At 61.9% G+C, this 26,431-nt stretch carries 24 protein-coding genes; 16 read left to right on the top strand and 8 right to left on the bottom strand.

Annotated elements, in window-relative coordinates:
* The first annotated feature begins 272 nt into the window (after nucleotides 1–272).
* The 8 genes from JWZ97_RS01935 to sufT all read left to right on the top strand — a co-directional run bounded on the left by JWZ97_RS01935 (nucleotide 273) and on the right by sufT (nucleotide 9,276).
* On the top strand, nucleotides 273–1,364 hold the full coding sequence (locus tag JWZ97_RS01935; protein ID WP_205433096.1) for a VPLPA-CTERM sorting domain-containing protein: 1,092 nt from the start codon (nucleotides 273–275) through the stop codon (nucleotides 1,362–1,364).
* Nucleotides 1,365–1,716: 352 nt separating this feature from the next.
* Nucleotides 1,717–3,384, top strand: a complete 1,668-nt coding sequence (gene ettA, locus JWZ97_RS01930; RefSeq protein ID WP_205433094.1) for an energy-dependent translational throttle protein EttA — start codon at nucleotides 1,717–1,719, stop codon at nucleotides 3,382–3,384.
* A 224-nt stretch (nucleotides 3,385–3,608) separates the two neighbouring features.
* On the top strand, nucleotides 3,609–5,084 hold the full coding sequence (gene zwf, locus JWZ97_RS01925) for a glucose-6-phosphate dehydrogenase (RefSeq protein WP_240342433.1): 1,476 nt from the start codon (nucleotides 3,609–3,611) through the stop codon (nucleotides 5,082–5,084).
* Between the two features lie 154 nt (nucleotides 5,085–5,238).
* A complete protein-coding gene (locus JWZ97_RS01920) occupies nucleotides 5,239–6,561 on the top strand; it encodes a TRZ/ATZ family hydrolase (RefSeq protein ID WP_205433089.1) in 1,323 nt (440 codons plus the stop codon).
* An 11-nt stretch (nucleotides 6,562–6,572) separates the two neighbouring features.
* Complete coding sequence (gene ubiG, locus JWZ97_RS01915) at nucleotides 6,573–7,283, top strand: bifunctional 2-polyprenyl-6-hydroxyphenol methylase/3-demethylubiquinol 3-O-methyltransferase UbiG (RefSeq protein WP_205433088.1); 711 nt, start codon at nucleotides 6,573–6,575, stop codon at nucleotides 7,281–7,283.
* A 3-nt stretch (nucleotides 7,284–7,286) separates the two neighbouring features.
* On the top strand, nucleotides 7,287–7,961 hold the full coding sequence (gene gph / locus JWZ97_RS01910) for a phosphoglycolate phosphatase (protein WP_240342432.1): 675 nt from the start codon (nucleotides 7,287–7,289) through the stop codon (nucleotides 7,959–7,961).
* Nucleotides 7,958–8,695 carry an SDR family NAD(P)-dependent oxidoreductase gene (locus tag JWZ97_RS01905; RefSeq protein WP_205433080.1) on the top strand — a complete coding sequence of 246 codons (738 nt, stop codon included), beginning with the start codon at nucleotides 7,958–7,960 and terminating at the stop codon, nucleotides 8,693–8,695. Before gph ends, JWZ97_RS01905 begins: the two co-directional genes overlap by 4 nt.
* 32 nt (nucleotides 8,696–8,727) lie before the next feature.
* Nucleotides 8,728–9,276, top strand: coding sequence for a putative Fe-S cluster assembly protein SufT (sufT, locus tag JWZ97_RS01900; protein WP_205433076.1), 549 nt, complete (start codon nucleotides 8,728–8,730; stop codon nucleotides 9,274–9,276).
* Here sufT and JWZ97_RS01895 read toward each other — a convergent pair.
* From JWZ97_RS01895 to JWZ97_RS01880, 4 genes are all read right to left on the bottom strand, one after another.
* The gene (locus JWZ97_RS01895) at nucleotides 9,273–9,821 is read right to left on the bottom strand and encodes a hypothetical protein (protein WP_205433074.1); all 549 of its coding nucleotides are present in this window, start codon (nucleotides 9,819–9,821) and stop codon (nucleotides 9,273–9,275) included. The genes sufT and JWZ97_RS01895 overlap by 4 nt on opposite strands.
* A gap of 123 nt (nucleotides 9,822–9,944) precedes the next feature.
* On the bottom strand, nucleotides 9,945–10,832 hold the full coding sequence (gene sucD / locus JWZ97_RS01890; RefSeq protein ID WP_205433072.1) for a succinate--CoA ligase subunit alpha: 888 nt from the start codon (nucleotides 10,830–10,832) through the stop codon (nucleotides 9,945–9,947).
* 4 nt (nucleotides 10,833–10,836) lie between these two features.
* Entirely contained in the window at nucleotides 10,837–12,009 is a 1,173-nt protein-coding gene (gene sucC / locus JWZ97_RS01885; RefSeq protein ID WP_205433070.1) for an ADP-forming succinate--CoA ligase subunit beta, read from the bottom strand.
* A gap of 99 nt (nucleotides 12,010–12,108) precedes the next feature.
* Nucleotides 12,109–13,077, bottom strand: coding sequence for a CoA ester lyase (locus tag JWZ97_RS01880; RefSeq protein ID WP_205433069.1), 969 nt, complete (start codon nucleotides 13,075–13,077; stop codon nucleotides 12,109–12,111).
* A gap of 589 nt (nucleotides 13,078–13,666) precedes the next feature.
* Here JWZ97_RS01880 and JWZ97_RS01875 point away from each other — a divergent pair.
* Nucleotides 13,667–14,596 carry a hypothetical protein gene (locus JWZ97_RS01875; protein ID WP_205433067.1) on the top strand — a complete coding sequence of 310 codons (930 nt, stop codon included), beginning with the start codon at nucleotides 13,667–13,669 and terminating at the stop codon, nucleotides 14,594–14,596.
* A gap of 116 nt (nucleotides 14,597–14,712) precedes the next feature.
* Here the strand turns inward: JWZ97_RS01875 and JWZ97_RS01870 are convergent, their stop codons facing one another.
* Genes JWZ97_RS01870 through JWZ97_RS01860 form a run of 3 tightly spaced genes read right to left on the bottom strand, consistent with a single transcriptional unit; the run spans nucleotide 14,713 to nucleotide 16,801 of the window.
* Nucleotides 14,713–14,994: an RnfH family protein gene (locus tag JWZ97_RS01870; protein WP_205434508.1), complete on the bottom strand. Its 282-nt coding sequence runs from the start codon at nucleotides 14,992–14,994 to the stop codon at nucleotides 14,713–14,715.
* Entirely contained in the window at nucleotides 14,984–15,439 is a 456-nt protein-coding gene (locus JWZ97_RS01865) for a type II toxin-antitoxin system RatA family toxin (protein WP_205433065.1), read from the bottom strand. The genes JWZ97_RS01870 and JWZ97_RS01865 overlap by 11 nt, the downstream gene beginning before the upstream one ends.
* Before the next feature lie 3 nt (nucleotides 15,440–15,442).
* Nucleotides 15,443–16,801, bottom strand: a complete 1,359-nt coding sequence (locus JWZ97_RS01860) for a sodium-dependent transporter (protein WP_205433063.1) — start codon at nucleotides 16,799–16,801, stop codon at nucleotides 15,443–15,445.
* A 170-nt stretch (nucleotides 16,802–16,971) separates the two neighbouring features.
* On the opposite strand from JWZ97_RS01860, the gene smpB reads away from it, so the two are divergent.
* The 6 genes from smpB to hflX all read left to right on the top strand — a co-directional run bounded on the left by smpB (nucleotide 16,972) and on the right by hflX (nucleotide 22,731).
* Nucleotides 16,972–17,442 (top strand): SsrA-binding protein SmpB, encoded by a 471-nt coding sequence (smpB, locus tag JWZ97_RS01855; protein WP_205433061.1) that lies wholly within the window; start codon nucleotides 16,972–16,974, stop codon nucleotides 17,440–17,442.
* 57 nt (nucleotides 17,443–17,499) lie between these two features.
* Nucleotides 17,500–18,732: a D-alanyl-D-alanine carboxypeptidase family protein gene (locus JWZ97_RS01850; protein WP_205433059.1), complete on the top strand. Its 1,233-nt coding sequence runs from the start codon at nucleotides 17,500–17,502 to the stop codon at nucleotides 18,730–18,732.
* A gap of 34 nt (nucleotides 18,733–18,766) precedes the next feature.
* Nucleotides 18,767–20,035: a glycosyltransferase family 4 protein gene (locus tag JWZ97_RS01845; RefSeq protein WP_205433058.1), complete on the top strand. Its 1,269-nt coding sequence runs from the start codon at nucleotides 18,767–18,769 to the stop codon at nucleotides 20,033–20,035.
* 2 nt (nucleotides 20,036–20,037) lie between these two features.
* On the top strand, nucleotides 20,038–20,964 hold the full coding sequence (locus JWZ97_RS01840) for a glycosyltransferase family A protein (protein ID WP_240342431.1): 927 nt from the start codon (nucleotides 20,038–20,040) through the stop codon (nucleotides 20,962–20,964).
* A gap of 162 nt (nucleotides 20,965–21,126) precedes the next feature.
* Nucleotides 21,127–21,372 (top strand): RNA chaperone Hfq, encoded by a 246-nt coding sequence (gene hfq, locus JWZ97_RS01835; RefSeq protein ID WP_205433056.1) that lies wholly within the window; start codon nucleotides 21,127–21,129, stop codon nucleotides 21,370–21,372.
* 75 nt (nucleotides 21,373–21,447) lie between these two features.
* Nucleotides 21,448–22,731, top strand: a complete 1,284-nt coding sequence (hflX, locus tag JWZ97_RS01830; protein ID WP_205433054.1) for a ribosome rescue GTPase HflX — start codon at nucleotides 21,448–21,450, stop codon at nucleotides 22,729–22,731.
* Nucleotides 22,732–22,750: 19 nt separating this feature from the next.
* On the opposite strand, the gene JWZ97_RS01825 is transcribed toward hflX, so the two are convergent.
* Nucleotides 22,751–23,677, bottom strand: coding sequence for a histone deacetylase family protein (locus JWZ97_RS01825; RefSeq protein ID WP_205433043.1), 927 nt, complete (start codon nucleotides 23,675–23,677; stop codon nucleotides 22,751–22,753).
* A 158-nt stretch (nucleotides 23,678–23,835) separates the two neighbouring features.
* Here JWZ97_RS01825 and acnB point away from each other — a divergent pair, with 158 nt between their 5' ends.
* On the top strand, nucleotides 23,836–26,406 hold the full coding sequence (acnB, locus tag JWZ97_RS01820; RefSeq protein ID WP_205433042.1) for a bifunctional aconitate hydratase 2/2-methylisocitrate dehydratase: 2,571 nt from the start codon (nucleotides 23,836–23,838) through the stop codon (nucleotides 26,404–26,406).
* The last annotated feature ends 25 nt before the right edge of the window (nucleotides 26,407–26,431 follow it).

The raw sequence follows: 26,431 nt of genomic DNA, 5'->3' as shown, positions 1-26,431 counted from the left end.
CAAATCATGGTTTAACGGAGCGATGGCGCGAATTTCCGCGATTTTAAGCAGGCCTATCGAGAACCGCACGCAATTACCGTCCTTTCCACCTTCCTCGTCGATAACCCTACTGTAAGTCAGTCTTTACAAAACATGTCACGGCCGCGTTAAAACGCGCTGCAGGCCACATGAAGCCGGGCTCGCCGTAGATTGGCCCTCTTATTGCTGAAGTTGCATTTCGGGCACCTGCCCGCAACTCGTCACTTTCAGTGTCATATCGAGGAACGAAACTAATGAAGCTGAACTGCAAACAAGCCTCTCTGCTCCTCGCCGGAGCATTCGGCGCCGTCTCGCTGATTGCCGCCCCCGAGGCATCCGCCAGCGCCGTGCAAATCATCGGCTCGCTTGGCAATTTCGACGTTTACAACCGTACTGGAAATTCCGTGGACGGTTTCGAAATCGAGATCCATGGACTGTCTCAAGGGGGTTATTTGGGATCATGGAACTATTCCTACTTCGGGCGTCCGACTGAAACCTATTATTCCGATCTCGGCGACGGCAGTAGCGGCTACCGCATCGTTTACAGCAACAACCTGAATCCATCCCAAAGCCTGCTGAGCGGCGGACTGACGCACTTCGGCATCCACTATTCCGGCTCCACCACGGGCATCAATTACGACTGGCTCAAGCGGGATGTGTCGAACAACCTGGTTCGTGTGGCTACGCCTCCGCCCAGCACACCGCCCACTCCCGCCTCCCCGCCTCCGCCTGCCCCGGCTGTTCTTCCCACCCCGGTGATTGAGGTCGAGAACGAAGACCCGGTGACGCATGCGCCCCTGCCGCAACCGCGGGTGACCTATACGGTGCGCAACGAGAACGACCGGCCGATATGGGTGCTGGCCGGCAAGGTTCCGGTAAACCTCGTCGGCAATGCCGAATTGGGCAATCTGATGGCCAATCCTTCGGATTTGCTCCAGGATCCGGACGCCCCGACCGGCGGCGATGCTCCCCCGGCGCTTTTTGAAGGTTTATCCTACGACCTGTTCGATCCGGACTGGGAATTGCTCGATCCGGGTGAACACTGGGCGCAGAGCACGGGCGGCGCGCAGGAAGAAGTCGACGACGATCAGACCACCGCGACGGCGGTCATATTCTGGGCGTATGACTATACGGGCGATCTGAAACAGGAAGATAACGATCCGCGCTTTTACAAGGATTGCCGCGATTGCACCGTGGCGCTGACCCGCGGCGCACTCAACGGCACCATGATGGCGGCCGTCAATACCGCGCCCGTGCCGGTACCGGCTGCGCTCTGGCTGTTCGGTTCGGCCCTGGGTGGTTTCGGCCTGCTCGCCCGCAAGCGCAAAGCGTCTTCGGCGGCTTAAGCTCTGCTGGTTACGGGTTCCCAAGCACATGCCAGGGAACCCGAATCCCGGAATCTCCGGCCTCACGAGCCCCTAATGAACGCTTCGGCGTCCAAGGGATGGTTCCAGAGGCGAAGCTCGGGACCGAGCTGAGTTCGAGCCCTCGCCAATAATTGATCTGTGGAAGCGGGCTTCAGCCCGCTCCCAAAAACTTTCCATGTCCGACTCCCATGTTGATCGCGGGCAATACTCGGACGTAAACAAACATCCCGAGTTCGTGCAGATTCCGATCGACGGCAAGATTCATCCGCCGTGTCGACGGCCGTTTGTGGGATAATGGGCGGTCTTTAGCAAGCACCCCCATCCATCGGCCATGGCTCAATACATCTTCACCATGAACCGGGTGAGCAAGATTGTTCCCCCGAAGCGCGAGATCCTGCGCAACATTTCCCTGTCTTTCTTCCCCGGCGCCAAGATCGGCGTGCTGGGCCTCAACGGCTCGGGTAAATCCACTCTGCTGCGCATCATGGCCGGCGTGGACCAGGAGTTCGACGGCGAGGCGCGGCCGCAGACCGGCATCAAGATCGGCTATCTGCCGCAGGAGCCGGAACTCGACCCGAACAAGACCGTGCGCGGCAACGTGGAAGAAGCCGTCGGCGCCATCAAGGACAAGCTGGCCGAACTGGATGCGATCTACGCGGCCTATGCCGATCCGGACGCCGATTTCGATGCGCTGGCCGCCAAACAGGCCGAACTGGAAGCCTTCATCGAGGCGGCCGGCGGGCACGACCTGGACCGCACACTGGAGATCGCCGCCGACGCCTTGCGCCTTCCCGACTGGGACGCCGACGTGACCAAGCTGTCCGGCGGTGAGAAGCGCCGAGTGGCCTTGTGCCGCTTGCTGCTGTCCAACCCCGACATGCTGCTGCTGGACGAGCCGACCAACCACCTGGACGCCGAGTCCATCGCCTGGCTGGAACGCTTCCTCCACGACTACAAGGGCACCGTGGTCGCCGTGACCCACGATCGCTACTTCCTCGACAACGTCGCCGGCTGGATCCTGGAACTGGACCGCGGCCACGGCATCCCCTGGGAGGGCAATTACTCGTCCTGGCTGGAGCAGAAGGAGAAGCGCCTGGAGACCGAGGAGAAGCAGGAATCCGCCCGCCAGAAGGCCATGAAGGCCGAGCTGGAATGGGTGCGCAGCAATCCCAAGGGACGCCACGCCAAGAGCAAGGCGCGTCTGGCCCGTTTCGACGAACTGACTTCGCAGGAGAGCCAGGCGCGCAACGAGACCAAGGAAATCTACATCCCGCCCGGCCCCCGCCTGGGCAATGTGGTGGTGGAAGTGGAAGGCCTGAGCAAGGGTTTCGGCGACCGCCTGCTGATCGACGATCTCACCTTCAGCCTCCCGCCCGGCGGCATCGTCGGCATCATAGGGCCGAACGGCGCCGGCAAGACCACCCTGTTCCGCATGATCGCCGGGGCCGAGCAGCCGGACGCCGGCGGCCTGCGCTACGGCGAGACGGTGCAGATCGCCCACGTCGACCAGACCCGCGACCACCTCGATCCCAAGAAAACGGTTTGGGAAGAAATATCCGACGGCCTGGACATGATCACCGTCGGCACCTACCAGACGCCCTCGCGCTCCTATTGCGGGCGCTTCAACTTCAAGGGTTCCGACCAGCAGAAACGCATCGGCGACCTTTCGGGCGGCGAACGCAACCGCGTGCATCTGGCCAAGCTGCTGCGCTCGGGCGGCAACGTGCTGCTGCTGGACGAACCGACCAACGACCTGGACGTCGAAACCCTGCGCGCGCTGGAAGAAGCCCTGCTGGACTTCCCCGGCTGCGCGGTGGTCATCTCACACGACCGCTGGTTCCTCGACCGTATCGCCACCCACATGCTGGCCTTCGAAGGCGACAGTAAGGTGGTCTGGTTCGAGGGCAACTACGCCGATTACGAGGCCGACCGCCATCGCCGACTGGGCACCGACGCCGATACCCCGCACCGCATCAAGTACCGGAAACTGCAGGGGTAAGGACATGTAGGGTGGGTTAGACGCGCATAACGCAAACCGCCTGTCGTCTACGGTGCTTTGCTGCGCGTCGTAACCCACCAACGGCGTTGGGCGATATCCAAGGCGCCATTCGGTGGATTAGGGTGCGCAGGAGGCCCGAGTCCTACGACAGGCACGCCGCAGCGCGCACCTAATCCACCCTACGCCCTGGCATAACTAGAACGCATCGACACGAGGACTTTGCTTTGACTCAGCTTCATTTCCCTACATCGTTCAACCTGGTCTTCTTCGGCGGCACCGGCGACCTGGTCACGCGCAAACTGCTGCCGGCGATGTACCAATGCCATCAATACAATCAACTGGTCGAACATGGTCGCATTTACTGTCTCGGGCTGGAAAGCTTTTCCAGGGATGAGTTTCTGGCTTTCGTGGAAAGCAAGGCCCGCGAATTCGTGCCCAAGGACGAGTGGAACGACGCCACTTGGGCCACGTTCCAGGCCCGCCTCGCCTACGACAAGCTCGACGCCACCAAGCCCGAGGAATACGCCGCGCTGAAAGCGAGGCTGGAGCAGACCCCGGCCGAGGTGAACGTCTTCTACCTGTCCACCGCGCCCTTTTTGTTCTCCATCATCTGTGAAAATCTCGCCCGCCAAGGCCTCAACGATTTCAACAGCCGGGTGGTACTGGAGAAGCCGCTGGGCCATGACCTGGCTTCGAGCAACCAGCTCACCGCCGAGGTGGGCAAGCACTTCGACGACCGTCAGGTCTATCGCATCGACCATTATCTGGGCAAGGAATCGGTGCAGAACCTCATGGCCCTGCGCTTCGGCAATCCGCTGTTCGAGCCGCTGTGGCGCCGCGAATGGATCAGCAACGTGCAGATCACCATCGCCGAGGAAGTCGGCATTGGCACGCGCGCCGGCTTTTATGACGGCGCCGGCGCCCTGCGCGACATGCTGCAGAACCACCTGGTGCAACTGCTGTGCTTCGTCGCCATGGAACCGCCGCACAGCCTGGACTCCTGCGCGGTGCGCGATCAGAAGCTCAAGGTGTTGCAATCGCTGCTGCCCTTCACCGAGGCGGACGTGCATGCCAAGACCGTGCGCGGCCAATACCGCACCGGCGTGACGGGCGGCAAGACCGTGCCCGGCTATCTGGATGAAGAGGGCATCCCGGCGGACAGCAAGACGGAGACCTTCGTCGCCGTGCGTGCCGACATCGCCAACTGGCGCTGGGCCGGCGTGCCGTTTTATTTGTTCACCGGCAAGCGCCTGCCGGCCCGCTTCACAGAAATCGTCATCCATTTCCGCGACGTGCCGCATCCCATTTTTCCGGTCTCCGAGGGGCAGGCGCCTCAACCCGCCAAGCTGGTCATCCGCCTGCAACCGGAAGAATACATCCGCCTTTATCTGTCGGTGAAAACGCCGGGCGACAACATGGAATTGCAGCAGGTCTACCTCGATCTGGACTTCGCCAGCAAGTTCAAGGCGAGGCGCGAGGAAGCTTACGAGCGCCTGTTGCTCGACGCCATCCGCGGCAACCAGGCGCTTTTCGTGCGCCAGGACGAACTGGAAGAAGCCTGGGTCTGGGTGGAACCCATCCTCAACACTTGGGCCGCCGATCCCAAGGGCCCACTGCCTTACGCGGCCGGTACCTGGGGCCCCAGCGCGTCGGCCGATCTGCTGTCGCGCGACGGCTACGGCTGGCACGAAGACAGCTAGGCCAAGGGGCCGACAAGCTTCGCTTCCCCGCAAGCCGGCGCCTTCGAGCCTGGCTTGCGGACGCCCGCCCTGCCACATTCACCCGGCTCCGCTGTGCCGCGCGGCGGCATGGTGCATAATTAAAACTTAGTCAGTTACTGGGTTTATCGATCATATGCGCATAGACACACTCATCAAGGCTCGCTGGGTCATACCCGTGGAGCCGGAAGGTCTGGTACTGGAAGACCACGCGCTCGCCATCCATAACGGCCGTATAGTGGATATATTGCCCACGCGCGATGCCGAATCGCGCTATCAGCCGGACCGCCTGGAAGCTCTCCCGCATCACGCCCTCATCCCCGGGCTGGTCAACGCCCACACCCATGCCGCCATGGCCTTGCTGCGCGGCGTGGCGGACGACCTGCCCTTGCAGGTTTGGCTGGAGCACCACATCTGGCCGCTGGAAGCGCGCTGGGTGAGCGAAGTCTTCGTGCGCGACGGCACACAGTTGGCCATGGCCGAGATGCTACGCGGCGGCGTCACCTGCTTCAACGACATGTATTTCTATCCGGAAATCACCGCGCGCGAAGCGGCCTTGGCCGGCATGCGCGCCGTAGTCGGCATGATCGTGGTCGACTTTCCGACCGCTTGGGGCTCGGGACCGGACGAGTATCTGCACAAGGGCCTCGCCCTGCACGATAGCTTGCGCCATGAGCCGCTGATCGAAACGGCCTTTGCCCCGCACGCCCCGTATACGGTCTCCGACGACCCGCTGGTACGGGTGCGCACCCTGGCCGCGGAGTTGGAGCGCCCCATCCACATGCATTTGCACGAAACCGCCGGCGAAATCGAACTCGGCAAGGCCAGCCACGGCATGCGCCCGTTCAAGCGTTTGCAGCAGTTGGAATTGCTGGGCCCCGGCTTCATCGCGGTGCACATGACCCAACTCGAAGACGAGGAAATTGCCGCTTTCGCCCAATTCGGCGGCAGCGTGGTGCATTGCCCGGAATCCAATCTCAAGCTGGCGAGCGGATTCTGCCCGATCGCCAAGTTGCTCGCGGCCGGGGTCAACGTGGCCCTGGGAACCGACGGTGCGGCCAGCAACAACGACATGGACTTGCTCGGCGAGATGCGCACCGCCGCCCTGCTGGCCAAAGGCGTGGCGGGCGATGCCAGCGCCGTGCCGGCCGCCCAGGCCTTGCGCATGGCCACGCTGAACGGCGCCAAGGCGCTGGGGCTGGACCACGAAATCGGCTCGCTGACGGTCGGCAAGTCGGCAGACATCGTCGCCATCGACATGGACCACATCGAGACCCAGCCCCTGTTCAATCCCTTGTCCGATTTGGTCTACGCCGCCAGCCGGCATCAGATCAGCGACGTCTGGGTGGCAGGCCGGCAAGTGTTGAAAAAGCGCGATCTGATCACGCTCGACCGCGCCGCCATCACCGAAAAAGCCATTGCTTGGCGCGAGCGTCTAAGCGCTCCGACCACCGCCTAACGGAGCCGACCATGACACATAGCGAAAATGTGCACGCACACGAAATCCACAAATTCGGCTCGCAGGCCGAGCGCTGGTGGGATACTCAGGGCGAATTCAAGACCCTGCACGCGGTGAATCCCCTGCGCATCCAGTTCATCCGCGCCTACGCCGACATCGCAGGCAAACGCGTCGTGGACGTAGGCTGCGGGGGCGGCATTTTGAGCGAGGGACTGGCCCGCGCGGGCGGCGAGGTGCTCGGCATCGACCTGAGCCCCGAACTGCTCGATGTCGCCGATTTGCACGGTTTGGAGTCCGGCGTGAAAGTCGATTACCGCAAGATCAGCGCCGAAGCGCTGGCCGACGAGCAAGCCGCGAGCTTCGACGTGGTGACCTGCATGGAAATGCTGGAGCATGTGCCCGACCCGGTTTCGGTCATCCAGGCTTGCGCCAAGCTGGTCAAACCGGGCGGCAAGGTATTCTTCTCCACCCTCAACCGCCATCCCAAAGCCTGGCTGCTGGCCATCGCGGCGGCGGAACACGTGCTGCGCATGATACCCAAGGGCACCCACGACTATAAAACCTTCATCAAGCCTTCGGAGCTGAGTTCGTGGGCACGGGCGACCGGCCTGGAACTGCTGGGCATCGAAGGTGTGAGCTACAACCCCCTGACACAGCAGTTCGCCCTGGGCAAAGACGTGGACGTGAATTATCTGGCGGCCTTCCTGCGCCCCGAGGCCTAAAGAATGGGCAAGAGTATGCCCCTGCAAGCCGTGCTGTTTGACCTGGACGGCACCTTGCTCGACACGGCCCCCGATCTGGTATCGGCCTGCAACGCCGCTCTCGTCGAAGCGGGGCAGCGGGCCTTGCCTCACGACGACCTCAAGCCCTACATATCCGGCGGCGCCTCCGCCATGCTGCGCCACGCCCTGACAATAAACGCCTGCGCACTTCCGATCGAACCCTTGCTGGAACGCATGCTGGCGGTATACGAGGACAACATCGCCGTGCATACCCGTCTATTCGACGGCATGGAAGCGGTGCTCGACGAACTGGAAGCACGCGGGCTCGCCTGGGGCATCGTCACCAACAAGGTCACCCGCTTCACCGAACCGCTATTGCGCGCCCTGGATTTGTCACAACGGCCCGGCTGCGTCGTCAGCGGCGACACCTGCGCCGAGAGCAAGCCGCATCCCTTGCCCATGCTGGAAGCTTGCCGCCGCATCGGCCGCGCGCCGGAAACCTGCGTGTACATCGGCGACGCCCGGCGCGACATCGAAGCCGGCCACAACGCCGGCATGAGTACGCTGGCGGCCCGCTATGGCTATGTGCCGGCCGACGATCCTGCCCATCGCTGGGGAGCCCACGGATTGCTGGACCGACCCGAGGATCTGCTGAACTGGCTGGAGGAGCGCTCATGAGCCGTCCCGCCGAATCTGCTTCACTGGCCGGCCGGTGCATCCTGATAACGGGTGCGGGCGGCGGACTCGGCGGCGTGGCGGCCAGAGCCTGCGCCGAGCGGGGCGCGCAACTGGTGCTGCTGGACCGGGTAGTCAGCAAGCTCGAAACGCTTTCCGACGAATTGGTATCGCATGGTCACCGTCAGCCGGCCTTGTATCCGCTCGATCTGGCCAAGGCGGGCGACGCCGACCATGCCGAACTGGCGGACATCCTCCTGGGACAGTTCGGCGGACTACACGGGATACTGCATTGCGCGGCGGCCCCCGGCAATCTCGGGCCGCTGGCCGACTTGACCCAGGCCGGTCTGGAACATTTGCTGCGGGTCAACCTGAGCGCGGCCCATGGCCTCACGCGCGCCCTGCTTCCGCTGCTGCGGCAAACCGGCGATGCGGCCGTCGTCTTCACCAGCGACGCCTCGGCCCGCCGTGGTCAGGCCTATTGGGGCGGATACGGATTGGCCAAGATCGCCCTGGAAGCCCTGGCCCGCATGCTCGCCCAGGAACTGGAAGGCGAAGGCCGGGTGCGCGCCCACCTGCTGATTCCGGGAGCAATAGACAGCCCCATCCGCCGGCACACCCACCCCGGCGAGCACCCCGAACAACGCCGCAGGCCCGACGATCTCGCGGAAACCCTCGCCAGCCTGCTCGGATCGGCTACGACGGCCCCTAAAGAGTGGTTGATTGACCGCTCCTGAACCATCCCACGCATCTATACCCGGAGTTCCCCATGTACGGTCGTGAAAGCATCGTCCTGCAACGCGATGTCAATGTCGTTCAAATTCCGGACGGCTCCCCCACCGTCCTGCCCCAAGGCCACGTCGTCACGCTATTTCAATCCCTGGGCGGCAATTTCACCGTCACCACCGAGCGGGGCTACATGGTACGCATCGCCGGCGCGGACGCCGATGCCATCGGCAAGGAACCGCCCAGTCTCAGCCATCTGGAGCCGGGCGAAGATGCCGAAACGGTGGAGAAGAATGCCTGGGAAGTCATGAAGACCATCTTCGACCCGGAAATCCCGGTCAACATCGTCGACCTGGGACTCGTCTATCACTGCAAGGTCAAAGCGCTTCCGGAAGGCGGCCACGCCGTCGACGTCACCATGACCCTCACCGCGCCCGGTTGCGGCATGGGGCCCATCCTGCAACACGATGTCGAGTTGGCGGTAAAAAACCTGCCCGGCGTGGCGGCGGTGAACGTCGAGGTCGTGTTCGACCCGCCCTGGTCGCGCGACATGATGTCGGAAATCGCCAAGCTGCAACTGGGGATGATCTAGCGATTTCCCGGCGGCTGCGGCGGGACGCCGAAAGGCTGAGGCGCTCTCGCCGGCGGCGGGGACGAGGGCCTGGGCGCATCGGGATGCCGATGCGGCATGCGCGGTTGCTGCGGAATATAGATGGGATAAGGCCAATAAGGCGAATTGTCCTGCCGGTACTGATCCGCCTGGCGCTGCTTCAACAGCCGCACCTCGTCCTCGGCCGCGCGGGCCCGCCGCCGGGCGGCCTCCGCTTCCGCTTCGCGCGCACGGATCAGGCGTTCTTCGCGGGTTTTTTCCTCGTTGATGCGGACTTCCTCGTCCTTGCGCCTCTTTTCTTCCTGCACCCGCCTGACGTCTTCCGGGCTGGGTTCGTCGACCTTCACCTCGACAGGTTGGCAATTGGACAACCCGGTCGGATTCGCCACATAAGCCGGCCGGCCGGAAGCGCTGACGCAGCGGTAGATCGGTTCCGCCCAGGCCGGCGTTCCGACCATGCAGCCTAAACCCGCCAGCAAGACGCCTAGGCATCCGCTTAGAATCGGCAACCCTATACGTCGCTTCATGGGAATCCCGCAACGTTACCATCGAACGGGGCTTAGCATAATGGAAAGTGCGGACCGGAGTTTCGCCCGCCACAAAAAAACCGGCACTAGGCCGGTTTTTTTGCTTCCCCCTGATACGAAGGATCAGGGGGCGATGCCGTGCTCCTGCATGGCGCGCAAGACGGTTTGGCCGATGTGCGCGGGATTGCGGGCGACATAGAGCCCCAAGGCCTCCATGGCGTCCATCTTGGCAGCGGCGGTGTCGGCCTCGCTGGAAATGATGGCGCCCGCATGACCCATGCGGCGGCCGGCCGGAGCGGCGACGCCGGCGACGAAGCCGATCACCGGTTTCTTCATGTTTTCCTTGGCCCAGCGTGCGGCGGCGACTTCCTGCGGCCCGCCGATCTCGCCGATCATGACCACGGCCTTGGTTTCCGGGTCGTGCTCGAAAGCCCGCAGCACGGTCACGAAGTCCATGCCGTTGATGGGATCGCCGCCGATGCCGACCGAGGTGGTGATGCCGAGGCCGAGAGCCAGCATCTGCTCGGTCGCCTCGTAGTTCAGCGTACCGGAGCGGGACACGATGCCGACATTGCCCTTCTTATAGATGTGAGACGGCATGATGCCGACCTTGCACTCGCCGGGCGTGATGATGCCGGGCGTGTTCGGACCGATGACCAGGGTATCCCGTCCGACGCGATAGCGCTGCAGGCGGATCATGTCATGGATGGGGATGCCGTCGGCGATGGTGACGGCCACCTTGATGCCGGCGTCTATGGCTTCCATCAGCGCGTCGGCATTGAAGGGCGGCGGCACAAACACGGCGGAAACGTCCGCCCCGGTCGCCTTTACCGCCTCGGCCACGGTGTCGAAAACCGGCAGGCCCAGATGGGTGGTGCCGCCTTTGCCGGGCGTGACGCCGCCGACCACGTTGGTGCCGATCTTGATGGCGTCCTGGGCGTGGAAGGTGGCGTGTTCGCCGGTGAAGCCCTGGAATATGACCTTGGAGTTCTTGTTTACAAATACGCTCATTGCTTCACCCGTTGACGATTTCGACGGCCTTGGCCGCGGCGGCATCCAGATTTTCCACCGTGATGAATGACAGGCCCGATTCCGCCAGGATCTTACGGCCCTCCTCAACGTTGGTGCCGGCCAGGCGCACGATCAAGGGGACCTTGATCTGCAAGGCGTTGCAGGCCTGGATCAGGCCCTGGGCGATCCAGTCGCAGCGGTTGATGCCGGCGAAGATGTTGACCAGGATGCATTTGACGTTGGCGTCCTCCAGCACGATACGGCAGGCGTTGGTGACCTTCTCCGGCGAGGCGCCGCCGCCGACGTCCAGGAAATTGGCCGGCTTGCCGCCATGCAGGGTGATCGCGTCCAGCGAGGCCATGGCCAGGCCCGCGCCGTTGACGATGCAGCCGATGTTGCCGTCCAGGGCGATGTAATTGAGGCCGTGACCGGTGGCCTCGACCTCTTTCGGATCCTCCTCGGCCAGGTCGCGCAGTTCGGCGACTGCCGCCTGGCGGTACAAGGCGTTGTCGTCGAAGTTGAACTTGGCATCCAGCACGATCAAACGGTCCTGACCGTCCGAAGACACCACGGCCAGAGGATTGATTTCGGCCTGCAAGGCGTCGCGGTCGCGCATGCAGCGGTAGATGGATTTCATCAGCTTGACGGCCTGCTGCATCAGCTTGCCCTTCAGGCCGATGGACGTGGCGACCTTGCGGCACTGAAAGTCGAGCAGGCCGATGGCCGGATCGACCACTTCCTTGATGATTTTTTCCGGATGATGCTTGGCGACCTCTTCGATCTCCACGCCGCCCTCGGCGGAAGCGATCAAGGTGATGCGCTGGGTGGCCCGATCGATGACGAAGCCCAGGTAGTATTCCTGCTTGATCTGGCTGGCCTGCTCTATCCACACCCGCTGCACCAGCGTGCCTTCGGGGCCGGTCTGATGGGTAACCAGGTGCGTGCCGATCAGCGTGTCGGCAGCCTTGCGAACCTCGTCGATGCTGTCGACCACTTTCACACCGCCGGCCTTGCCGCGGCCGCCGGCATGGATCTGGGCCTTGACCACCCAGCGGCTGCCGCCGATTTCCTCGGCCACCTGGGCCGCCTGCTTGTCCGAGTAAGCCACCGCACCGGCGGGGACGGATACGCCGTAGGTTTTAAGCAGTTCCTTCGCCTGATATTCATGAATATTCACGGATTGCAATCTCCTCAGAGGTAGGGTGGGTTAGCGCAGCGTAACCCACCGTTCAAACAATTCGGCGGGTTACGGCTGCGCCTAACCCGCCCTACCAGATTAAGCGGACTCTCTAGCCTGTATGGTCTTAACCTGACGCACCACGTTCTCGGCCATGCGGATGGAAGCCGCGTCGATCAGGCGGCCATCCAGGGAAACGGCGCCCTTGCCTTCTTTCGCGGCCTGCTCCATGGCTTCCAGGATACGGTAGGCGCGGGTGACTTCCTTTTCCGTCGGCGTGTAGATTTCGTTGCACAAGGCCACCTGCGAGGGATGGATCGCCCATTTGCCCTCGCAACCCAGTGCAGCCGCGCGCCGAGCGGCGGCGCGGAAACCTTCCGGATCGTTGAAATCGCCGAACGGTCCGTCGATGGGACGCAGGCCGTAGGCGCGGCAGGCGGCAACCATGCGGGAGATGCCGAAGTGCCACTGGTCGCCCCAGTGATAGGCGCGCGCGCCGTTTTCGTCGGGGTCGGTCAACAGGCCGTAATCCGGGTTGGCCCCGCCGATGTTGGTGGTCCTAGCGCGCACCGAAGCGGCGTAGTCGGCCACACCGAATACCATGGCCTCCATGCGCTCGGGGCAGGTGCGGGCGATCTCCTCCACGTTGGCCATTCCCAAGGCGGTTTCGATCAACACATGGATGTTGATTTGCTTGTAGCCTTTATAGGCTTCGATCTGCGACAGCATGGTTGCGACGAACAATACGTCGGCGGCCGAGCCCACTTTGGGGATCAATATGGTGTCCAGCTTGTCGCCGCAGGCTTCGACGATATCGACCAGATCGCGGTAGGCGTAATGGGTGTCGAGACCGTTGATACGGATGGAAACCGCACATTTGGACCAGTCGTAAGTGTTCAGCGCCTCGATGATGTTGACGCGCGCCTGTTCCTTGTCATCGGGCGCGACGGCGTCCTCAAGATCGAGGAATACGATGTCGGCACCCGCGTCCGGCGCTTTTTCCAACATACGCTTGTTACTGCCCGGAACCGCGAGTTCGCTGCGGTGCAAACGGTCTTTCACAGCCATTTCTGCCTCTATTTCAGTGTGTTTCTGCGCCATGAACGAAGCCCTCGAAACGCCTCGCCCGCGCGTAAAAACGCGCATTATAAACGCAACACGGCCATTTTCTCATGTTGCCTGACCGACTGTTTCCCGTTTCAAACAGTTGGACACACCGGCACTATCGATGCCATGGCACCGAATCCAGAAACCCACGAGTACCGTTCAGACAGCACTCACACTACGGCCATGCTAAAACCCAGCCGATCGTATCGCGACCTTCTATCTATCGGTTGGGGATAAACAAGCATCGACCCGGATGGAAGCTTCGATAGGAGCGCAGTTAACGAAAGCTGTGTGATAAATCCTGGGATTTCTCAGGCCATCCTCGCCCGGACATGCTCCAACTATTCGTGCTTTTAACAACATCCCGTTTGTCGCTTTGTTTGACCTAGCTCATTGTTTCGCTTGAAATTTAAGCATTTTTCCCTATAAGTCATCCGGGCAGGTTGTTGCATTTATGATCTTCTGCTACAGTCTTGACCGTACTGCAACTTTTTGTTGCATTATTACAACGGATAAAAAATCCAAACCAAGCTGAGGGAGGTTAACCCTAATGAACAAGATGAAAACCGGTTTGATGACCGCCGCTGCCTTAGCGGCGGTCGCCATGGCACCGCAAGCGGCTACTGCCGCCGACAAGAAGGCCTCTCCGGCCCCGACCGTCCAGTCCGCACTGGAAAAGCGCCTGATTCAACTCGAGCAGGAACTGACCGCGCTGCGCTCAGAAGTAGCCAAGTCCCGCGCCGAGACCAAGGCCGATGTCAAAGCCGCAACTGCCAAGGTTGAAGCTCATCAGGCTCAGGTGGATCAGAAGTTCGCCGAAGCCGAAGAGCATGAAAAGAGCCATCACGACCTGCTGTTCTTCCGCGGCGGTTACGCAGCTTTGGAACATGCCCGCACCAATGAATTGCTAGTGGATAACGCCACCGCTGGCGTTACCACCCATGACAAAGATGGCGACGGCTGGTATGTCGGCGCCGGCTTCGACCACCGCCTGACCGACGATCTCTGGGGCTTGACCGATTTCGCTTCGGTGGATGGTGAAGTGATGTTCGAATACAAGAACTATGGCACCAGCACCAATACGTTGGTTGCAGCGGCGGCTATCGGAGACGGTGCCGGCGGTACCGTAGGAAATGTTCTTGGTACTATCGAGAACAAGATCACCCAGTTCACCCTGACCGCGGCGCCCAAGATCAAGTTCAACCAGTTCGGCGACTTCCGCCCCTGGATCATCCCGTTCGGCCTGGGCATCCATGTCATCTCCCCGCCGTCGTCCGGCGTAACCGTGCTGAATCCGGGCCTGATGGTCGGCACCGGCGCGGAATACCGCATCTGGCGTGATCTGTATGCCGGCCTGGACTTCCGCTACCACTTCACCGGTGACGATCTGGACATCAAGAACAAGAATAGCGGCGTGACGCTCAAAGGCGTCGACACCGACGGCTTCACCACCGGTGCCTACCTGGGCTTCGGCTTCTAAAGCCCATACACGCAGGTCGGGTTGGCGGCTTCATCGCGCGTAACCCGAACTGGGGTGACAAAAAAGGCGGATCGATCGATCCGCCTTTTTTCGTGCCCTCCATTCCACAACCCTCGTCACCCCGCTTCGCCCTTCTTCGCCGCCCGGTTACGGCGAGCTTCCTTGGGATCGGCGATCAGCGGGCGGTAAATTTCCAAGCGATCGCCGGATTTCACCGGCTGATCCAATTTGCAGGGCTTGCTGTAAATACCGATCTTGGCCTGTTCCAAATCGATTTCGGGAAACCGCTCCAGAATACCGGACTGCCGGATGGCCTGCTCCGCCGTGCTTCCCTCTAGCACATCCAAGGCCAGTAAAACTTGCTCGCCCGGCTTGGCGTAGGCCACTTCAATTTTCATCTTCTTCATGATGGTAGATGTAGAGCGCCTTGGCGCGATCGCAGAATGCCGTCACCATGGTATTGCAGATCTGGTTGAAAATGGCGCCGAAAGCCAGGCTGGCCAGCTTGCCGGACATTTCGAACTCCAGATCCAGGCTGATCTTGCTGGCGTCGTCCCGCAAAGGCGTGAAGGTCCATACGCCGCTCAAATGTTCGAACGGCCCGCTGAGCAGGCTCATGCGGATCTCCCGCGGTGCGACAACGGTGTTGCGCGTCGCGAAGGACTTATGAAAGCCACCCCGCGCGACGTCCAATTCCGCATCGACGACGTCGCCGGAACGCCTGAGGATGCGACTGGCGCTGCACCACGGCAGGAACTTCGGGTAGGACGCAATATCGTCCACCAACTCGAACATCAGATGCGCCGGAAACCGCACCAGCGCGCTTTTTTGCACTGTGGTCATGACCTACAAAACTCCGAAGGCATCGAGAAATACCATCAACACGCCCAGCGGCGCGACATAGCGTATCAACACCCGCCAGGCCGGATAAGCCCTACCCTCACCGAGTTCCAGTTCGGCCTCGCTGATCTCGCGCTTCATCACCCAGCCCGCGAACAGGGCCACCAACACGCCGCCCAGCGGCAACATCAAATTGGCCGTGAGGAAATCGACCAGTTCGAACACGGTCTTGCCGAACAGTTTCACCTCCGACCAAATATTGAAGGAAAAAGCGCTGCCCAGCCCGATGAACCAGCAGGCGGCGCCGGCATAGAGACTGGCCTGCTTGCGGCTCAATCCCAGGTTTTCCGACAGCCAGGCGACGGCCGGCTCGATCAGGGCCACCGCGGACGTGATGGCTGCGAAGAAAACCAGCACGAAGAACACCATGCCGAACAACCAGCCGGCAGGCATCTGGCCAAACGCTATGGGCAGGGTTTGGAAGATCAGCCCCGGCCCCATGCCAGGCTCCAGTCCATGAGCGAAAACCAGGGGAAAAATCGCAAGACCGGCCATCAGAGCAACCACGGTATCGGCCGACGCGACGAATAGACTGGAGCGGGCGATGGATACGTGTGACGGTAGATAAGACCCGTAGACCATGATGGAACCCATGCCTAGCCCCAAGGAAAAAAATGCCTGCCCCATGGCCGCCAACACCCCCTCCCCCGTCAGCTTGTCGAAATCGGGATAAAACAGAAAGGCGAAGCCGCGGCCGAACCCTCCGGAATTCATGGCGTAAACATCCAGCGCCACCAGCATGGCGAACAGCGCCGGCATCAGATAGCGGCTGGCTCGCTCCAGGCCGCCGCTGACTCCGCGGCTGACAATGGCCACGGTGGCGATCATGAACAAGGTGTGCCAGATCGACTGGAACTCCGGCGACGACTTGAACGCTTCGAAAAAGCGGCCGGTCTGCTCGGCGTCGATATTCACAAACAATGCGCTATTGATCTTGAAGATATAGGCCATCGCCCAGCCGGCGATGACACTGTAATAGGACAAGATCAGAAAACCGGCGGCCACACCCAGCCAGCCCGTATAGCGCCAATAAGGACTGGCCTTGGCCTCTTCCGCGAGCGTCAGCATGGTGTTGATGGGACTCTGCCGCCCGCGACGGCCCAGCAGGGTCTCGGCGATCATGATCGGTACGCCGATCAAGGCCACGCACAGCAGATAGGTGACCACGAAGGCACCGCCGCCGAATTCGCCGGCCAGATAGGGAAACTTCCAGATATTGCCCAGCCCGATGGCGGAACCGCTGGCGGCCAGGATAAATGCCGTGCGCGAAGACCATTGCGCATGAAGCAAGCGTTGATCGGTCATTAAGATTTTCCCCGAATGTTCTTATATCTGCGTCTGTCCCGGGAGGGCAGGCGTTATTAGCGGATGAATAGCTCGCCTTCCTGTACTCGCGGAACAAGCCCGCGGCTCGGCGAATGAAGTAAAATAACAAAAATCATATCGACCAGTCAGAAAATTCCACTCTCAACCTAATGGCCAAGAAAAACACGCCGGGTGACTCCACCATCGCCCTGAACCGCCAAGCCACCCACGACTACTTCATCGAGGAGCGGTTCGAAGCCGGCTTGGCGCTGGAAGGCTGGGAAGTGAAGAGCCTGCGCGCCGGGCGCGCCCAGCTCAAGGAAAGTTATGTCATCCTCAAGAACGGCGAGGCTTTTCTGTTCGGGTCCCACATCTCACCGCTGACTTCGGCCTCCACGCACGTCAACCCGGATCCGGTGCGATCGCGCAAGCTGTTGCTGCATGCCCAGGAACTGAGCCGGCTGATCGGCCACGTCGAACGCAAAGGCTATACTCTCATCCCGCTGGCCCTGTACTGGAAGCGCGGCCGCGCCAAACTCGAGATCGGCCTGGCGCGAGGCAAAAAACAGCACGACAAACGCGCGAGCGAAAAGGACAGGGACTGGCAGCGCGAAAAACAGCGGGTAATGAAGGAGCGCTAAGGCTCCGCCATTTACGCCGCAACCCCATAAAACCCAAGAAGAATCCAGCGATAGTCCATGCCGTTTCCGCGTTACAGACGATCAACATTTACCCTGATCGCACTGATCCTCCTGTGCTTCTCCAAATTGCTATCTGCCGCCCCCTATTCCGGACTCGTCGTCGAAGTGGAGTCCGAACGGGTACTTTACTCGCGCAACGCGGATGAGATCCGTCACCCCGCCTCGCTGACCAAGATGATGACCTTGTATCTGGTCTTCGAGGCCATATCACGCGGTGAACTGTCCTTGAACGACCGACTGAGCGTTTCGTCCTACGCGGTTTCCCGACCGCCGTCCAAGCTCGGTCTGCGCGCCGGAGACAGCATCGCGGTGGAAGAAGCGGTGCTGGGCCTGGTGACCCAGTCCGCCAACGACGCCGCGACCGTGATCGCCGAAGCCCTCGGTGGCAGCGAGTCCAATTTCGCCCTGATGATGACCCAGAAAGCCCGCCAACTGGGCATGAACGGCTCCCTGTTCCACAATGCCTCGGGCTTGCCCGACCCCACCCAGGTCACTACCGCCTGGGATATGTTCCGGCTCGGCAAGGCCTTGCTCAAGAACTTCCCGCAATACTACGGCTATTTTTCGACCGGGCAGTTTCAATTCCGCGGGCGCAGCTTCCACAACCACAACCACCTGCTGGAAAACTATGCCGGAACCGACGGCATCAAGACCGGCTTCGTCAACGCATCCGGCTACAACCTGGTCGCATCCGCACGGCGCAACGGACATCGATTGATCGGCGTGGTCTTCGGCGGCAATACCCACGCGGGCCGGGACGCCCACATGCGCGATCTGCTGGACGCCGGATTCGCCCAGCTCGACGGCAGGGAGTTCGGCAGCATACGCATGGCCGGCGTCGGACAGCCGGAATTGCTGCGCCGGCCGCAAGAACTCGAACCGCTGCCGCTGCGAAAACTGCCCCGTAAGGAAAGGCTCGCCCGGCGAGATCGAAATACCGCCCAGGGCGATATCGCCGAGCGCAATTCGGGCGGAGAAAAAGCGGGTTGGCAGATCCACGTCGGCGAATTCCCCCTGGAGAAAACGGCGGAACAACGCATCAGCCAGGCGACCAAGTTTGCCGCCTTCGCCTTGCGCCATGCCAAAGCTGCCGTTTCCACCCGCACCCGCCGCGGCAAGAAGAGCTACCTGGCCTATTTCAAGGGCTTGACCCAGGAGGACGCCGGCCTCGCCTGCAAGGAACTCAAACGCCGCAAGCTCCAGTGCGGACTGGCCCGGGTAGCCGGCTGACATCCCGGGCATACCCTCGATTCGGAGGATGACCATGGCCGACAACGCTGGGCCGACAGACCGCAAACGCATACTGTACGTCGAGAACGGCATCGGCTACGGCGGCGCCATCATCTGCCTGCGCCACCTGGTGCGCAATCTCGACCGCACGCGCTTCGAGCCCTTGGTCATTACCGGCCGAGGCGATGCGCTGTACCGTGACATTGCACAAGAAGCACCGTGGCGGCATGTGCCGGACCGATTGATCGATCTGGCGCCTTTCAAACGACGGCTCGACGCCGCGCACTGGCCCGACAAACTGCCGGGCCTGCGTTTTCTTCTGGGTCAATTTCTGGCCCGAGCCGATGACTTGTGCAATTTCCTACCCAGCTTCCTGGGCACTTTGTGGGTCGCGCTGCGCTTCCAGCCCCATCTTATCCACGCCAACAACGAACCGCTGTGCAACCGCTCGGCACTTCTGGTCGGCAAGCTGCTTAACATACCCGTCGTGTCCCACGTGCGTGGCGATCAGCAGGGCTCGGCGATGATGCGCTGGTTCTACCGCATACCGACGCGTTTCATCGCCGTGTCTCGCTGGGTATCGGACAGTCTGGGCCGGCTAGGCATCGCGGAAACCAAGCGCGGCTATGTCTACGACGGCATCGAACTCGACAAGCTCGATTTGCAGGCCGACGGACTCGCCTTCCGGCGGCGCTATGGCGTACCCGACCAAGCGATCGCGGTCGGTCTGGTTGGCCTGCTGATACCCTGGAAAGGCCAGCGGCTGTTTCTCCAGGCCGGGCACGAACTGCTGGAACGCCATCCGGATCTCTACCTGCTCATTGTCGGCGGGACACCGGCGGAATGCGTGGACTACGAGCGCGAACTGCGCGCAGAAGCCGCCTCGGCACGGCACGCCGAGCGCATCATTTTCACCGGCCACCAGACCGGCATGCCGGCGGTCTACAAAGGGCTGGACGTCGTAGTATCCGCCTCTACTTCGCCCGAACCGCTGGGTACCATGATCATCGAATGTCTCGCCATGGCGCGCCCCTTGATCGCGCCCGACCATGGAGGGGCCCTGGAGATGGTGGAACACGAACGGACCGGGCTGCTATTCGAAGCCGGCAATGCCTCCGACCTCGCCGCCGCCATCGAAAGGCTCTGTTCGGATGCGTCGCTGCGGCGGATCCTGGGCGCCGCAGCGCGCCAACATGCACTTGAAACTTTCTCGATCGAACAGCATATCAACGCCGTACAAAACGTTTACGACGACGTGCTCGGTGCGACCCGGCAAGCCGGTCACGACGCCCAACCGAGTTGACGATGACTGATAAAGCAGAAGACGACTATTCCATCAGCGTAATCATCCCCGCCTACAATGCCGAGCGCTTTTTGGCGGAAACGCTGGAGAGCGTCTATGCGCAAACAAGGTTGCCCTTGGAAATCATCGTGATAGACGACGGATCGAGCGACGGAACGGAAGCCGTGGCCAAGGGCTTCGAAGGCCGGACACCCGAATTGATTTACGTGAAGCAGGAAAACGCCGGGCCTTCCCGCGCGCGCAATACCGGCATCGGACTTGCTCGCGGTAACTGGCTGGCTTTCCTGGATGCTGACGATTTGTGGCTAGCCGATAAGCTGGAACGGCAGATCGATGTCCTGCGGCTACACCCCGAAGTAACGCTGCTGAGCAGCGATGCGAGCCAGTTCAATGAAAAAGGCGAATTCATCACCTCTTCGCACCTAAGATTCGGCTACACCGATTTTTCGGGCATCATTGATGAACCGTTCCTACGCCTGCTGGAAGCCAATCCCATATTCACCGCGACGGTCCTGCTGAAAACCGACTGGGCCCGCAAAACCCGGGGATTCGACGAATCCATGATATACGCGGAGGATTACGACTTATGGTTACGTGTCGCGTATGCCGGCGGCGTCATTGCCTGCCAGCCCGACACGCTGATGCGCAAGCGTGCCCACGATACCAACCTCACCCGCAACGACGAACCTTTTTACCATGCCAAAGTCAGTATATTAAAAAGGCTTTGCCAAACCTTACCGAAAAACCACGAATTTGGAGACGACATACGGTGGCATTACGTTAATTCCAGAAAATCCGTCAGTTATTATTTTTACCTGCACAAAAGGTATTTCCGCGCTGTAATCGAAGGTATCAGATATCTATTGTCGGCGGCCTGGCTGCTCCTGACCGGGCATCGCCCTGACCCGGCACGGCGCCGGCACGCTTAAGGCGCTCTCTGCCCACTGATCCCGACTCGAGCCGCACACCATCATCGCATGGCTGTCTAGCGGACGGAAAAGCCGCCTCTGGCCAAAGCCGGGTGTATTTGTTTTAATGATTTCAATCAGGCCGCTCGCGTAGAGCAGCCCACACAATAAGGAGAACGAAAAATGTCCAAAGGGCAGAACCTGCAGGATCCCTTCCTGAATGCTCTCAGAAAAGAACATGTGCCGGTGTCCATCTATCTGGTCAACGGCATCAAGCTCCAGGGCAAGGTCGATTCTTTCGACCAGTACGTCGTGATGCTGAAAAACACCGTCAGCCAGATGGTGTACAAACACGCCATTTCCACCATAGTTCCGGCCCGTCAGGTGCGTCTGCCCCACCAGACCGAAGGTGGGGATGACGAAGAATAAGCCGCCCATTCCCTTCATATCGGGCGCAGAGTCTGTCCGCAAACTCTGCGCCCTTCTAGTTTCCGGAAAGCCAATTTGTTCGACCGTCCCGACGCCGGCGAGCGCGCGCTGCTAGTTCATCCGCACACGGAGAGCGACGAAGAGGATTTCGCCGAATTTCGCGAACTCGCCCTGTCCGCAGGCGCCGATCCGGTTGCCGTCGTTACCTGCCGGCGGCAAACCCCCGATCCACGCCATTTCATCGGCAAGGGCAAGCTGGAAGAAGTCCTGCTGGCCGTCACTGAACACGATGCCGAGTTGGTCCTGTTCGACCACGCCCTGACTCCCAGCCAGGAGCGCAACCTGGAGAAAGCCCTGTCGGTCCGGGTGGTCGACCGCACCGGTCTGATACTGGACATTTTCGCCCAGCGCGCCCGAACCTTCGAAGGCAAGCTGCAGGTGGAACTGGCCCAGCTCCGACACCTCGCCACCCGCCTGGTACGTGGCTGGACCCACCTGGAGCGGCAGAAGGGCGGCATAGGCCTGCGCGGACCCGGCGAAACCCAGCTCGAAACCGACAAACGCCTCCTGGCCGATCGCATCCGATTGGTTCAGAAACGCCTGGAAAAGGTGGAGCAGCAGCGCAACCAGGGGCGTCAGGCGCGTAAACGCGCCGAGGTCCCCGTGGTCGGCCTGGTGGGTTACACCAACGCGGGCAAGTCCACCCTGTTCAATACCCTGACGCAAGCCAGTGTGTACGCCGCCGACCAGCTCTTCGCCACCCTGGACCCCACCTTGCGCCGTCACCACGTGGCACCGCACCTCGCGGTGGTGCTGGCCGATACCGTGGGCTTCATCCGCCACCTGCCCCACGAACTGGTGGCGGCGTTCCGCTCCACCCTGAGCGAAGCGAGCGACGCCGACTTGCTGCTGCACCTGATCGATGCGGGCGACGAGCGGGTCGACGACACCATCGCGGAAGTCGAAGCGGTGCTGGGAGAAATCGGCGCCGACCGGGTACCGAGGATCAGGGTCTACAACAAGATCGATCTGACCGACAACCCCCAGCCCCGCCTGGAGCGCGACCAGGAGGGCAAGCCCATACGCGCCTGGATCTCGGCGCGCGACGGCGTGGGACTGGATTTGCTGAACCAGGCCATCGTCGAACGGTTGAGCGGGGCCACGGTGTCCCGCACGCTGCATATTCCGCCGACCCAGGGAGCCATTCGGGCAAAACTCTACGTGGTCGCGAAAATATTGCGCGATGAGGTCGACGAAAATGGCGGCTGGCACATGGAGGTCGAAATCCCCCAGCGTGATATCGGGGTGCTGAAATCTCTGGAAGCCCCAGTGGATCAGTCCGCGTTGGACACACCCTAGATGCGAAAATAGAAGCGGCTCACGCCTTCAGCAATTCGCCCACATGCGCCGCTACGCTGTCGGCCAGGGCGCGGAGTTCGTACCCGCCCTCCAGGGTCGAAACCAGTCGGCCTTGGGCATGCCGCTTTGCCAAGGCAAGCAGTTCGGCGGTAATCCAGGCGAAGTCGTCTTCCACCAGGTTCAGGGAGGCCAGAGGATCGTCCCTGTGGGCATCGAATCCGGCCGAAACCAGCACTAGTTCGGGTTGAAACTTGTCGACCGCCGGCAATATCCGCTCGCGCATGGCGGCGCGGAATTCCGCCGAACCGGCACCGCTACGCAGCGGCGCGTTGAAGATGTTGCCCACCCCCGTCTCCGTCGCGGCGCCAGAACCCGGATACCAGGGATATTGGTGGGTAGAGGCGTAAAGCACTTCCAGGTTCTTTTCGAAGGCGGCCTGTGTGCCGTTTCCATGATGGACGTCGAAATCGACGATGGCGACCTTGCGTATGCCGTGCCGCTGGCGTCCGTGCTCGGCGGCGATGGCGACGTTGTTGAACAGGCAAAATCCCATGCTGGTTTCCGGCGTGGCGTGATGGCCTGGCGGCCTGACGCCGCAGAATGCGTTGCTGGCTTCACCGGCGAAAACCGCGTCCACGGCGGCGCAAACCGCGCCGGCCGCATGCAGGGCCGCTTCCAGGGAAAACGGCGAGACCGGCGTGTCGGGATCGAGATAGATGATGCCTTCCTTCGGGATGAAGTGGGCCACCTTGTCGATCTGTTTCTGCGCATGCACCAGGTGGATCTGATCCAGCGTCGCGCGCGGCGACTCCTTGCGGATCAGGCTGGAAAACTCGGGCCGCTTCAGCGCGGCATCGATGGCGCGCAAGCGCTCCGGACTCTCCGGGTGACCTGCGCCGGTGTCATGCTCCAGAAACACAGGATGCGTATAGAAATGAGTGGTCATGGCGGTGCCGCGTGATTGTTACCGTTCCGCTTCATATAATAGCCCCGGGTTTCGCATAACCGCGACGCTCCGGCCGCGGCCAGGCCCTATGCTCGAAGATCGCGAGCACGGGCGGATCTCGTCGACATCACAAGCACACACTCACAAGGCACTCTTACATGCTGGAAGACTATCGCAAGCACGTCGCCGAGCGCGCGGCGGATGGCATTGTAGCCAAACCCCTGAACGCGGAGCAGACGGCTGCCCTGGTGGAACTCATCAAGCAACCGCCCGCCGGCGAAGCCGAGTTTCTGCTGCACCTGCTCGCCGACCGGGTGCCCGCCGGCGTGGACGAAGCCGCCTACGTCAAGGCCGGTTTCCTGGCCGCGATCGCCAAGGTCGAAGCGGCTTCCCCCATCCTGTCGCCCGAGCGCGCCACCGAGTTGCTGGGTACGATGCTGGGCGGCTACAACGTGGCGCCGTTGATCGACTTGCTGGAAAGCCCGACTCTCGCCCCGCTGGCCGCCAAGGGCTTGTCCCACACCCTGCTGATGTTCGATGCCTTCCACGACGTGCAGGAGAAGGCCGAGGCCGGCAATGCCCAAGCCCAAGCCGTCTTGCGCGCCTGGGCCGAGGCCGAGTGGTTCACCAGCCGTCCCCAGTTGCCCGAAAAGCTGACCGTCACCGTGTTCAAGGTGACGGGCGAAACCAACACCGACGATCTTTCCCCTGCCCAGGATGCCTGGTCGCGACCCGACATCCCGCTGCATGCCAAGTCCATGCTCAAGGTGCCGCGCGAAGGCGTGCACAACGCCGAGCAGCAGATCGCCGAACTGAAAACCAAGGGATATCCGGTCGCCTACGTCGGTGATGTGGTCGGCACCGGTTCCTCGCGCAAATCCGCTACCAATTCCGTGCTCTGGTACACCGGCGACGACATCCCGCACGTGCCCAACAAGCGCGCCGGCGGGGTGTGCCTGGGCGGCAAGATCGCGCCCATCTTCTTCAACACCATGGAAGACTCCGGCGCCTTGCCCCTCGAGGTCGACGTCACCGGCTTGGCCATGGGTGACGTGATCGACATCTACCCGTACGAAGGCCTGATCCGCCGCCATGATACGGGCGAGGAAGTGGCCCGCTTCGCGCTCAAGACCGACATCATCCTCGACGAAGTTAGGGCCGGCGGGCGCATCAACCTCATCATCGGCCGCGGCCTGACCGACCGCGCGCGCAAGGCGCTGGGCCTGCCGCCTTCCACCATCTTCCGCCGTCCCCAAGCAAAAGCCGATACCGGCAAGGGCTACACCCTGGCGCAGAAGATGGTGGGCAAGGCCTGTGGCGTGGCCGGCGTGCGCCCTGGCACTTATTGCGAACCGCACATGACCACCGTCGGTTCGCAGGACACCACCGGGCCCATGACCCGCGACGAGCTGAAAGACCTGGCTTGCCTGGGTTTCTCGGCCGACCTGGTGCTGCAATCGTTCTGCCACACCGCCGCTTACCCCAAGCCGGTCGACGTGCAGACGCACCACACCCTGCCCGATTTCATCATGACCCGCGGCGGCGTATCGCTGCGGCCCGGCGACGGCATCATCCATTCCTGGCTCAACCGCACCCTGCTGCCGGACACCGTCGGCACCGGCGGCGACTCGCACACCCGCTTCCCCATCGGCATCTCATTCCCGGCCGGATCGGGTCTGGTCGCATTCGCCGCCGCCACCGGGGTGATGCCGCTGGACATGCCGGAATCGGTACTGGTGCGCTTCAAGGGCAAGCTGCAACCCGGCATCACCCTGCGCGACCTGGTCCACGCCATCCCCTACGCCGCCCTGCAGCGCGGGCTGTTGACGGTAGAGAAGCAGGGCAAGAAGAACGTGTTCTCCGGGCGTATTTTAGAGATCGAAGGTCTGCCGGATCTGAAGATCGAGCAGGCCTTCGAGCTGGCCGACGCCTCGGCCGAACGCTCGGCCGCGGCCTGCACGGTCAAACTGAATCCGGAGCCCATCGCCGAATACCTGCGCTCCAACATCACCCTGCTGCGCTGGATGATCGCCGAAGGCTACGGCGACGTACGCACCCTGCAGCGCCGCATCAAGTCCATGGAAGCCTGGCTGGCCAATCCGGTGCTGCTGGAAGCCGACGCGGACGCCGAATATGCCGAGGTCATCGAGATCGACCTGGACCAGATCAAGGAACCCCTGCTCTGCTGCCCGAACGATCCGGACGACGTGAAGCCCTTGTCCGAAGTCGCCGGCACCCATATCGACGAAGTCTTCCTGGGCTCCTGCATGACCAACATCGGCCACTTCCGCGCCGCCGGCAAGCTGCTGGACAAGTTCGGCAAGCAGATACCCAGCAGGCTATGGATCGCCCCGCCGACCAAGATGGACCAGGCCCAGCTCAGCGAGGAAGGCTATTACGCCACCTACGGCAAGGTGGGCGCTCGCACCGAAATGCCCGGCTGCTCGCTGTGCATGGGCAACCAGGCGCGCGTGGCCGACAACGCCACGGTGGTCTCCACGTCCACCCGCAACTTCCCCAACCGGCTGGGCGCCGGCGCGCAAGTCTTCCTGGCGTCGGCCGAACTGGCCGCGGTGTGTTCCATCATGGGCCGCATCCCCAGCCTGCAGGACTATATGGAATACGCCCGCCAGATCGACGAGAGCGCGGACGACACCTACCGCTACCTGAACTTCGACCAGGTGCCGGAATACGCCAAGAAAGCCGAAGGCGTGGCGGAGGCGGTTTGAAGTTCACTGTCGGTCTATTAAGCCC

The sequence above is a fragment of the Methylococcus sp. EFPC2 genome, assembly GCF_016925495.1.
Classification (GTDB): Bacteria; Pseudomonadota; Gammaproteobacteria; order Methylococcales; family Methylococcaceae; genus EFPC2.
This window is presented reverse-complemented; position numbering and strand designations above follow the sequence as displayed.